The sequence below is a fragment of the Streptomyces sp. NPDC093109 genome (genome assembly GCF_040701725.1).
Classification (GTDB): Bacteria; Actinomycetota; Actinomycetes; order Streptomycetales; family Streptomycetaceae; genus Streptomyces.
The window spans coordinates 55,222-65,700 of sequence record NZ_JBFBEZ010000043.1 but is presented as its reverse complement, the minus strand read 5'-3'; the positions used below and the strand labels follow the sequence as shown (position 1 = coordinate 65,700).

10 protein-coding genes and 2 pseudogenes are annotated in these 10,479 nt (G+C 70.6%); 6 read left to right on the top strand and 6 right to left on the bottom strand.

Translation table 11 applies throughout. The features are described from left to right. The 4 genes and pseudogenes from AB0389_RS31005 to AB0389_RS30990 all read right to left on the bottom strand — a co-directional run. Nucleotides 1-247: pseudogene (locus AB0389_RS31005) on the bottom strand (tetratricopeptide repeat protein); the annotation flags it as partial. 62 nt (nucleotides 248-309) lie between these two features. Beyond that, the gene (locus AB0389_RS31000) at nucleotides 310-801 is read right to left on the bottom strand and encodes a hypothetical protein (protein ID WP_366398843.1); all 492 of its coding nucleotides are present in this window, start codon (nucleotides 799-801) and stop codon (nucleotides 310-312) included. 112 nt (nucleotides 802-913) lie between these two features. Further along, a complete protein-coding gene (locus tag AB0389_RS30995; protein ID WP_366398845.1) occupies nucleotides 914-1,168 on the bottom strand; it encodes a hypothetical protein in 255 nt (84 codons plus the stop codon). Next, on the bottom strand, nucleotides 1,135-1,689 hold the full coding sequence (locus tag AB0389_RS30990) for a hypothetical protein (RefSeq protein WP_366398842.1): 555 nt from the start codon (nucleotides 1,687-1,689) through the stop codon (nucleotides 1,135-1,137). The genes AB0389_RS30995 and AB0389_RS30990 overlap by 34 nt, the downstream gene beginning before the upstream one ends. Nucleotides 1,690-2,212: 523 nt before the next feature. On the opposite strand from AB0389_RS30990, the gene AB0389_RS30985 reads away from it, so the two are divergent. From AB0389_RS30985 to AB0389_RS30975, 3 genes are all read left to right on the top strand, one after another. Continuing rightward, the gene (locus AB0389_RS30985; protein WP_366398841.1) at nucleotides 2,213-3,394 is read left to right on the top strand and encodes a hypothetical protein; all 1,182 of its coding nucleotides are present in this window, start codon (nucleotides 2,213-2,215) and stop codon (nucleotides 3,392-3,394) included. Between the two features lie 392 nt (nucleotides 3,395-3,786). Further along, nucleotides 3,787-4,359: an adenylate kinase gene (locus AB0389_RS30980; protein ID WP_366398840.1), complete on the top strand. Its 573-nt coding sequence runs from the start codon at nucleotides 3,787-3,789 to the stop codon at nucleotides 4,357-4,359. 92 nt (nucleotides 4,360-4,451) lie between these two features. Next, a complete protein-coding gene (locus AB0389_RS30975) occupies nucleotides 4,452-5,057 on the top strand; it encodes a DNA-binding protein (protein ID WP_366398839.1) in 606 nt (201 codons plus the stop codon). Between the two features lie 163 nt (nucleotides 5,058-5,220). Here the strand turns inward: AB0389_RS30975 and AB0389_RS30970 are convergent, their stop codons facing one another. Further along, nucleotides 5,221-5,607, bottom strand: a complete 387-nt coding sequence (locus tag AB0389_RS30970; protein ID WP_366398838.1) for a hypothetical protein — start codon at nucleotides 5,605-5,607, stop codon at nucleotides 5,221-5,223. A 517-nt stretch (nucleotides 5,608-6,124) separates the two neighbouring features. Between AB0389_RS30970 and AB0389_RS30965 the strand changes: the two genes are divergently transcribed. From AB0389_RS30965 to AB0389_RS30955, 3 genes and pseudogenes are all read left to right on the top strand, one after another. Next, complete coding sequence (locus AB0389_RS30965) at nucleotides 6,125-6,349, top strand: hypothetical protein (protein ID WP_366398837.1); 225 nt, start codon at nucleotides 6,125-6,127, stop codon at nucleotides 6,347-6,349. Between the two features lie 121 nt (nucleotides 6,350-6,470). Further along, nucleotides 6,471-6,890 (top strand): annotated as a pseudogene (locus AB0389_RS30960) (DUF4158 domain-containing protein); the annotation flags it as partial. A 1,384-nt stretch (nucleotides 6,891-8,274) separates the two neighbouring features. Beyond that, on the top strand, nucleotides 8,275-9,354 hold the full coding sequence (locus AB0389_RS30955; protein WP_366398844.1) for a transposase: 1,080 nt from the start codon (nucleotides 8,275-8,277) through the stop codon (nucleotides 9,352-9,354). A 47-nt stretch (nucleotides 9,355-9,401) separates the two neighbouring features. On the opposite strand, the gene AB0389_RS30950 is transcribed toward AB0389_RS30955, so the two are convergent. Beyond that, a partial coding sequence (locus AB0389_RS30950) for a tetratricopeptide repeat protein (RefSeq protein WP_366398836.1) occupies nucleotides 9,402-10,479 on the bottom strand: 1,078 nt, incomplete at its 5' end.

Below are 10,479 nucleotides of genomic sequence, written 5' to 3'. Positions count from 1 at the left end.
GCACGGCCTGGACGACGGCCCCGCCGGAAGTGGCGAGCGCGGCATCGAGGCGGTCCAGTTCACTCCCACGGCCGACGAACAGGCCCGGGTGCACCACCAGGTTGTCCAGCCCGGCCGGGGCCGCCACCTCGGCCGGGGGCCGCAGCGCCTCGGCGGGCAAGGTCACCGCCCGGGAGTTGTCCCCAGTCAGCACGGGACCGTAGTTGTCCCTCCCGATGACGGCGGCCCGCTCGGCGCTCGCCTCCACCTGGGGCCCGGGTCCGGTGGCAGGAGGTTCCGGCTGCGTACCGGCCCGTCTGAACGGCCATTTCACGGGTGGGCGCCCCCGGGCTGGCCGCCGGCGCTCTGGTCACCGGTGGACAGCGTGCCGGAGTTGTTTCCGTCGATGGTGATCGAACGGTTCCTGGACACGGACAACGTGTCCGGGGTTGGGGTGGGGTTGGGTCCGGCAGCGGGCTGCACAGGGGCGGTGGTGGGGTTGGTGTCGCCGGTGGAAATCGAGCCCTGGTTGTCCCCGCCGATGGCCACCGAGCGTTCAGTCGTGACCTGCACCGACCGGCTGGGAGTCGGATCGGGTGCCGGGGGAGGAGGCCCCGGCGCGGGGGTCCGGGTGGCGAAGCCGTGGCCCCACAGGACGGTCAGCGAGCTCAGTACCGCGCCGAGGGCGGAGGCCAGTGACCAGCGGACCGCGGAATCGTCCAGCAGGGGCGGCAGTACGACCGCCCCGCACAACCATGCCGGTACGACGAACGCCGCGGCCGTCGCCAGCCCCGCCACCGCCCATCTGATGTTCTGTCCCATGCCGCTCCCACCGCGTCGGTTGTCCGTTTCTGTCACCACGATGGCAGTAACTCCCCGGCCATGAACCTCTTTTGCGTACAGAGACCCCGGCACGAAGGAGTGTTGATGGCGTTCAGGGCCGTTTACGGCGGCGGGCCAGCAGCGGCCGGTAGCCGACCGGGTCGAGCTTGGCGAGTTCGGTGTCGATCTCGACGTTGATCGTGCCGTGGTAGTTGACGTTCTCGCTGTGTGCGAGGAGTCCGTCGTCCACCGCCCGGTCCTCGGCGCGCATCTGGGCGATGGCCAGGCCGTAGTACTCGCTCGTCCAAGTCACCACCGAGTTGGTCAGCACGTTCAGGCACCATGCCTGCTCGCTCTGCCCGGCCAGGAACCGTTCACGGATTTTGCCCTGGTGGGCGTATGCAGGTCCCGGCGCAGGGAGTGAAGGGATTCGCCCTTGTTGAGCTGCCGGGCAATCTTGCGGCGGTAGGCAGCGGCCCGCGCTGCCAGCGCGTCGCGCATTTTGGTCCGCGCCCGGCTCTCCCGGGCCGAGACCGCCTGGTCGAACAGACCGATCACCTCGTCCAGCACATCGGCGGCCGACTGCGCCAGGACCGTCAGCAGGATCGGATGACGGCGCTGCGGCTCGCGCCGGTCCAGCGACTGCGCGGTAAGCCGGTGCCCCACCTGGGCCAGGAACCGGCGCCGCTCGGCGAGCAGCCCGGTCAGATCCAGCGCGTGCGCGTCCAGACCGCGCAGCAGCTGGTTGATGAGGCGTCCGTCATCGTTGGTGGAGAACTGCGAGAAAGCCGCCCCGTAGATGATCGCGGCGGCGGGTTTGTAGGCGACGAACGCCAGCAGCCAGCCCATCGCCACGTCCTCCCTGAAGGGCCACGACCAGATCGTCATCGCCAAACAGGGCGGATGGGCCCACATTCCAAGGTGCTCGCCGGGTACCGCGAAGTCGTCGACCAGTGGGAGGACAACGCCCTCATCGGCGTGCTGTAAGGCCGCCTCGGCCTGTGGTTGGTAGGGCTCAGTGCTCTGGGTCCGGTGGGGGGGTGGCGGCAGGGGAGCACAGGTCGGGCGGGGACGCCCCGGAGGGCCTGGCGGCCCTCCGGGGTGGTCTGGCGGGCGCCTTCGGCGCGTTCACCGCCAGACCATCCCGCGCGAGCGCGGGACGCCAGGCCGGGCGCCTTCGGCGCGTTCACCGGCCTGGTGGCTGGCCCTGCGCAGCAAGCTGCGCGCACCGGGCCGGCCATCACCGCCCTTTGCTGTGCTCCCCTGCCGCCACTCCCCACCGTCCTCGCCAATAAACAGGCTCTGACCTGGGGTTTTAGATGACTTGCGAGCCGAAATGCTGTAAAGTTTGTCTTGTCGGAAGGGGCGGCACACCCCGACCGGCGACCAGCATCGAGGGAAGGAAGACCCAATGACCCGTCAGTTGCTCCCCGCCGCTCTGGAGAATCGACGCAGGGACATACCTGTTGTGGACTCGCTTCCGGCGAAGGGGTTCCCGGGGTACGTGAACGGCCTCAGGCGCATGGGCACCGTCCACGACGTCTACGGCTGGACCAACGTGCACGCCCACATCAACATGTCGGCCGACGAGGCGTACGCCCTCACCGACAAGCGCAGCCCGCACGCCCTGTACGAGCTGATGCTCATGTCTGCCGGAGTCACGGCCCGGCCGGGGCTGCACGACCACTCGCCGGAGTTCGGCAGGGCGCTGGGAGTCATCGCGGCCCGGTTCGCGGAGCACTGCCGCGCCTACGAGCTGAGCCCGGTCGTCTCGTGGAGCTACGACCCGCACACCGTCGACCGCGAGTCCATCCAGGGCGAGAAGCGGTTCCACGCCCACATGGTGGGACGCACACAGGCGGAGCGCACGGCCGTCGAGGCGCGGGCGGTGCGGGCGGGGCGGCTCTCCCCCGTACGGTCCCGCCGCATCGTCGAGGAGGCGTCCGTTCTGGGAGCGCTGATCAGCGCGGACGTCGTGGACGGCGACGCCCTGCGGGTACTGGAGCCCGTACCGGCGCTCTCCACCCACACGGCGACCGCGACGGCGCAGTTCCGGCTTACGGAGGGCTGGGAGAGCCTGGCCAGCCCGGATCTGCCCGCCGATCTGGCCTACGTTCACCGCAAGTTGCGGCGGATGTACGACGAGATCATGCGCGTCTGCACCACCGGCACGGCCGGGATGTGGCGGCGGCCCACGGTCCGGGAGTTCGACCCGCAGGACATTGATGTACCGCTGCGGGCGGCGACCCGGGCGACGCTCGCGCACTACCTCCGGGGACTGCGCCCCGAGCTTCTGTCCGAGCCCGTGGAGCGGTCGCGGAAGGCGTACATCTACCCGCTGGCCGATCTCGCCTACGCGGTGACGATCGCCGAGCAGGACGGGCAGGTGTTCCTGCATCTGCGTACCAACGTGTTCAGCGACCTGGGAGGCGCGGGAATCAGCATCATGGACGGAGTGATCGTCAAGACCAAGAAGGGGGTGGGCGACATGAGCCCCGCCGAGACCGCCGGGCGAGCGGCGTTCCAGGGCGACTTCCTGCGGATGCTCCACCGCCACCCGCAGGCCGCACGAGCCTTGTTCCCCCGCCTGTAGAACCGCAGGGCCGGACCCGGCCACCGGGTCCGGCCCCCTGCCGCCTCCCCGGCCCGCCCCCCTCATGATGATCATGAGGGGGGCGGGCGCGCGCGAAAGGACAGCCGCAAGCGGCTGACGTCCGCCCCTTCAAGCGCCCTTCGGGCGCGGGGCGGACTCAGGGGAAACGCCGCCCCCTGAGTGGCCTTCGGCCACGGGCGGCTCTTTTCTGCCCTCCGGGCAGGCGCTGCGCGCCGGGCCCCCTGAAGCGCCCTTCGGGCGCGGGCCCGCCCCTGCGGGGCCAAGGAGCCGCCTCCGGCGGCATCCGATCACGGGCCGCCTGAATCTCGATATCGATGGACCGAGTTGCTGTAAGGTTTATTCTGTCAATCCCCTGTAGAGATGAGGCACACTTGCGACGGGTCGCACTGTTCGGGCCACCCGCCACGGGAAAAACGACGCTCGCCCGCTGGCTCTCCACGGAACTCAACAAACCCCACACCGACCTCGACGACATCCTGTTCACCCCCGAGGGGCCGCTACCGCTTGAGGAATTCCGCCGGCAGGCTGCGGAGATCACCGCCACCGACGGATGGATTGTCGAAGGAAACTTCTCCAAGCTCGCGGACGTCGTCTGGCACCGGGCCGACACCCTGATCTGGCTCGACTTCCCGCTGCCCCTGATCCTGTACCGGATCGTCCGCCGCAGCCTTCGCCAGCTGGCCGGCCGCGAGGACAGCGCACAGGCCAGGCGCCTCACGTGGTCCGCGGCGTTCTTCGCCCGCCGGTCCCTGCTGCGCACCGCCGTCCGCAAGTACCGCGCCAACCGGCCCCGCTACGCCCAGCAGGTGGCCGAGACCGCCAACCTGGGCGTCGAGGTCGTCAGGCTCCGCAGCCCGCGCGAGGTCCAGCGCTGGCGGCAGCGGACAGCGAAAGGGCCGGCGGAGAGCCGCTCACGAGCGGCCCGGCACACCACCGGCCCTTGACCAGCATCTCCACGACCGACATGACGCCGGCGCAGGGAAGCAGCCACCAGCCTACAAGGCACGTCAGCAACCGACAGCCCCAAGGAAACCCCGTGATCCCCCGCAACCGCCCCGTGATCAACGAGCGGGACATCGCCCAGCAGGCAGGTGTCCCGCTCGCCACCTGGAGACGCCGTGACGCACCCGGCTTCCGGCAGCGCGTGCCCGCGCTCTTCGACAGCCGCGTACTTGTCTACGACCAGGCCCAGGCGCACGCCTTCCTCAACGGACAGCCCATCCCCCCACTGCCCTCCGAGCCGCACCCCGACGACCTGCTCAACGACGAGGAAGCCGCAGCCCTGCTTGGAGTGACACCCGGCACCGTCCGCGCCTACGCCGGCCAGAGCTACCTCCCCCGAGGCACAACCGTCTACAGCCTCCGCCTCTGGACCCGCCAGGACATTGAGACCCGTCGAGACGCCCCTCCCCGCCAAGGGCAGGGCGGCGGACGCCCCCCAGGTAAAAGCGGCCCCACCAAGGCCCACGCCTACGAAGGCGACCCCCGCCTGTACATCGCCGCAGAAGCTCTCACCGCTCTTACCGCATCGGCGAGTACCCCTCGCTCACACCTCGCTGCTGCCCTGGCCAAGCAGCACGGCAGCTCCACCCGTACATGGGAGCGCCTGCTGACCCAGGCCGCCGGCACCCTCGTCCAGTGACGACCGCCGTCCATCGCTCACGTGTTCCGAAAGAAGACGGAGACGGAGAACTTTCTGCGTGACAACGGAGGCGTGGGGGCGATCGGGTGCACCGCTACACCTGCACCATCCATGACGGCGATGGCTGTGACGGACACTGCGTCCGTGCCGCAGCAGCGGACTGCTACCTCGGCGGCAGCCCGCACCGGCCGCGATGGTGGCGGAGCTGCGGGCACGCCCGGCTCACCCCCTCGATCCACCGCGAGCAGTACGTGGTGAACATTTCGTCGGGCGGGATGTGCCAGAGCGCATCGTCCCGGTCCCGTTCCCTCTCGGACGGCCGCTCGGTGACGCGGACGATGTCGTCCGCGGCGAGGCTCAGCCCGACACCGCTGTCGAAGAGGACGCCGTAGGGAAACGGCGTGACATACGACCGAACCCGCGTCACCCGGCCCAGCGCCCCGGCCCGCACGTCATACGGGACGCAGTAGTCCGCCGGCTCCGCTCCCCCCTCCTCCACCTCCAGGCCGTCGTCAGGGTACGAGCCCCGCAGCCGGCGCCGGGCCTCCACAGGGAACCCACCCGCACCCGGCGGACCAGCTCCAGCCGGTCCGCCAGCGTGAGCGTCTCCAGGAGGTCATCGAGCCGCGTGTCCATCCACCCAGCGTAGAGGCCGGAGCGGGCCCTGGCGGACCGTCACCGAACGTCCAGCGCGGGCCGTCCCGAGGGGCGCCCCAGCTCCGTAATCCTCCGTGGCCCGCAGCGCTCGCGACTGACGGGTGCTTCGCGCTGGGAAAGACGGCAGCGGCGAGGGGAGGGGGCGGTGGCCGCCGGGCCGCAGTCCGCCCCAGCCGGAGTGGGGCCGGCCGCCGTACTCCCCCCGTCGCGCATGACGGGCGCGCGAGGAGACCGCACCGCCCGGCCGCGGCCGAGGGGGAGCAGCTGCTGCCGCGATGTGGTGCCGGCCGAGTAGCTGTCCCAGCCCCGCCCGCCGGTACGTGGCCGAGCATCCGGCCGCGGCCCGCACCGGGGCCAGGCCCAGGACAGCGGAGATCCGTGTGTGCGATATCCCGTGGGTTCGACCGAGGGTGTCTTCCGCCATCTGGGGGTTCCCCGGCGACCTCTCCCAGTTCGAGGAGGAGTTCAACGCCCTTGACCTTGACGACCTCATCCGCGTCCGCGAGATCACCCAGGCGTACCGGCATCGGGTGATGCTGCGGTGCGACCCGCAGGCGATGGCCGCCCTGATGCGTAGCACCCAGGACGTCGCCTTCGAGCTGGGCCAGAAGATGGCCGAGGGGAACGCCCGGTGACGGCCCCGAACTCCTAGCGCAGACACCGGGGAACAAGTAACCCGCCGGTAGCTCCTCGGAGATCCGCCCGCGCCGTTTCCCGGCTCCCTGGGCTCTCGTTGAGCCTAGTGGGTGAACACCCGTGAGGTCCGACGGCGAGGGGGCTGGTGTGCGGCAGGAGTGGTCACCAGAGGACGTGGTGGCGTGCTGGACCCTGGTGGATGGTGACTGGGAGCTGGTCGCGAACAAGTCGGGGCCGACCCGCCTGGGCTTCTGCCTCATGCTCAAGTTCTTCGAGATCGAGGCCCGTTTCCCGGAGTTCGTCGAGGAGTTTCCGCAGCCCGCGGTGGAGTACGTCGCCGGGCTGGTGAAGGTCCCGGCCGCCGAGCTTGCGAAGTACGACCTGGCGGGCGCGAAGCGGCATCGCAGGCAGATCCGTGAGGCGCTCGGGTTCCGGCCGGCGACGCTCGCGGATGAGGAGGCACTCACCAGGTGGCTGGCCGCGGAGGTGTGCCCGGTCGAGCTGGTGGAGGACCGGCAGCGCGATGCCCTGCTGGTCGAGTATCGGGCACGGAAGATCGAGCCGCCGGGCCGGACTCGTGTCGAGAAGATCCTGGTCGCGGCCCGGGGCCGGTGGGAGGCGACGTTCTGCGCCCGCGTCATCGAGCGCCTGGGCGAGACGGGCACCGCCCGGCTGCTGTCCCTGGTGGCCGAGGACAACGAGGCGGGTACCGCCCTGCTGGCCGCGCTCAAGCGCGACCCGGGCGCGGTCGGCCTGGACTCCCTGCTCACCGAGATCACCAAGCTCAACGACGTACGCAAGCTCGGGCTGCCCGACGGGTTGTTCGCGGATTGCTCGGAGAAGCTGGTGGCCGCCTGGCGTGCGCGGGCGATCAAGATGTACCCCTCGGACTTCCGCGACACGGCGGAGGGCGTGCGGATCACGCTCCTCGCGGCGCTGTGCTGGTCGCGGCAGGCGGAGATCACCGACGCCCTGGTCGAGCTGCTGGTCGCCCTGGTCCACAAGATCAACGCCCGCGCCGAGCGCCGGGTGGAGAAGCAGCTCACCGCCGAGCTGAAAAAGGTCCGCGGCAAGGAGGGCATTCTCTTCAAGCTGGCGACGGCCGCTGTCGACAAGCCCGACGAGGTCGTACGCCGGGCCCTGTTCCCTGTGGTGGGTGAGAAGACGCTGCGGGAGCTGGTGGCCGAGGCGAAGGCGAACGAGAAGGTGTTCAAGGCCAAGGTCCGCACCACGCTCCGGTCGTCGTACAGCTCGTACTACCGGCAGATGCTGCCGCCGCTGCTGAACACGTTGGGCTTCCGGTGCGACAACACCGCCTACCGGCCGGTGATGGACGCGCTCGCGCTGCTGGCCAAGTACGCCGGCGTCGACGGCAAGACCCGCTTCTACGACACCGCCGACGTGGTGCCGATGGATGGCGTGGTGCGCAAGGACTGGCGCGAGGCGGTCGTCGACGACAGGGGCCGCATCGAGCGCATCCCGTACGAGCTGTGCGTGCTGGTGGCGCTGCGGGACGCGATCCGCCGCCGCGAGATCTACGTGGAGGGCGCGGCCCGCTGGTGCAATCCGGAGGATGATCTGCCCGGCGACTTCGAGGCCACCCGCGCGGTGCACTACGCCGCGATCCGCCAGCCGCTGAACCCGCGGGCGTTCATCGCGGACCTGAAGAAGCGCATGACCACGGCCTTGGACGGGCTCTCGGCGGCGCTCGCGGACGGCTCGGCGGGCGGTGTGAAGGTCACCACCCGCAAGGGCGAGCCATGGATCACCGTGCCGAAGCTGGAGCCGCTGGACGAGCCCACCGGTCTCCAGGCCCTCAAGGACGAGGTCGTACGACGGTGGGGCGTCCTGGACCTCCTGGACGTGCTGAAGAACTCCGACTTCCTCACCGGCGACCGGCGAGCACGGCGAGAGCGAGGCGGCCCTGCGGCACGTCCGTCGGCACTTCATCACCGTCGACAACCTCCGCGCGGCCGTCACCCGCCTGGTGAACGGCACCTTCGCGGCCCGGGACGCCGACTGGTGGGGGCAGGGCACCGCGTGCGCGTCGGACTCGAAGAAGTTCGGGTCCTGGTCCTCGAACTTCATGACCGAGTACCACGCCCGCTACGGCGGCAACGGCGTGATGATCTACTGGCACGTCGAGCGGAAGAACGTCTGCATCTACTCCCAGCTCAAGTCCTGTTCGTCGTCCGAGGTCGCGGCGATGATCGAGGGCCTGCTGCGGCACTGCACGGACGCCGAGATCGAGTCCCAGTACGTCGACACCCACGGTGCCTCGGTGGTCGGGTTCGCATTCACTGAGCTGCTGAACTTCCGGTTGCTGCCGCGGCTGAAGAACATCGGCAGCATCCGCCTGTACCGCCCGGACGACGCCCCGCCGGGCTGGCCGGCGCTCGGCGGCTCGCTGACGAGACCGATCCGCTGGGAGTTGATCGAGCAGCAGTACGACCAGATGGTGAAGTACGCGACCGCGCTCCGCCTCGGCACGGCGGAGGCGGAGCAGGTGCTGCGGCGCTTCACCCGCGGTGGCCCCAAGCACCCCACCTACGCCGCGCTCGAAGAACTCGGCCGCGCCGTGCGCACGGTCTTCGCCTGCGACTACCTCGCCAGCCCCGGCCTGCGCCGGGAGATCCACGGGGGCCTCCAGGTCGTGGAGAACTGGAACAGCGCGAACACCGTGCTGCACTACGGCAAGGACGGCGCCCTCACCGGCCCGGACAAGGAGCATGCCGAGACGTCGATGCTCGCCCTGCACCTGCTCCAGTCCGCGCTCGTGCACGTCAACACCCTGTTGGTGCAGCAGGTCCTGGCCGAACCCGCGTGGGCGAAGAAGCTGAGCGACGAGGACCGGCGCGGCCTGACCGCGCTGTTCTGGTCGAACGTCAACCCGTACGGCACGTTCCGGCTGGACATGGACAAGCGCCTCGACCTGGGGCTCACGGTGCCCTGCCCCCGCACTCCGGCGGACGCCGCCGGCCGATCGACCACGCAGATGCGATGACGGGGTGCCGGTAAGAACTCTGTCACCAGCCGCAAACGGCGATATCCCTACGACGTGCCCGGCGGTAGGTGTCCGTTCCGCTCAATCGACCCGGGCGCTCGCCATGGAGGTGTGGGTGTGCCATCTGGGTCCAGACCATGCGGCCACAGCCTGGTGAAGATTCCAGGCTCTTCGGCCAGGCGGTACAAGGCGTCGGTGGTGCCGTGGTCGGCGGCCTGCCGGGCCAGTGCTTCGGCGCCGTCCCGGTCCCCGGCCTCCTCCCGCATCACGGCCAGGCTGTACAAGGCGTCGGTGGTGCCGTGGTCGGCGGCCTGCCGGGCCAGTGCTTCGGCGCCGTCCCGGTCCCCGGCCTTCTCCCGCATCACGGCCAGGCTGTACAAGGCGCCGGCTCTGCCGTGGTCGGCGGCCTGCTGGTAGAGGGCTTCGGCACCGTCCCGGTCCCCGGCCTTCTCCCGCATCACGGCCAGGCGGTACAAGGCGTCGGTGGTGCCGTGGTCGGCGGCCTGCCGGGCCAGTGCTTCGGCGCCGTCCCGGTCCCCGGCCTCCTCCCGCATCACGGCCAGCCTGTACAAGGCGTCGGTGATGCCGTGGTCGGCGGCCTGCCGGGCCAGTGCTTCGGCGCCGTCCCGGTCCCCGGCCTTCTCCCGCATCACGGCCAGGTTCAGCAGGGCGATAGTGCTGCCGTGGTCGGCCGCCTGCTGGTAGAGGGCTTCGGCACCGTCCCGGTCCCCGGCCACCTCCCGCATCTCGGCCAGGCGCAGCAGGGCGTGGGGTTTGCCGTGGTCGGCGGCCTGCCGGGCCAGTGCTTCGGCGCCGTCCCGGTCCCCGGCCACCTCCCGCATCTCGGCCAGGCACAGCAGGGCGTGGGGTTCGCCGTGGTCGGCGGCCTGCCGGGCCAGTGCTTCGGCGCCGTCCCGGTCCCCGGCCTTCTCCCGCATCACGGCCAGGTTCAGCAGGGCGATAGTGCTGCCGTGGTCGGCCGCCTGCTGGTAGAGGGCTTCGGCACCGTCCCGGTCCCCGGCCACCAACCGCATCTCGGCCAGGCGCAGCAGGGCGTGGGGTTTGCCGTGGTCGGCGGCCTGCCGGGCCAGTGCTTCGGCGCCGTCCCGGTCCCCGGCCACCTCC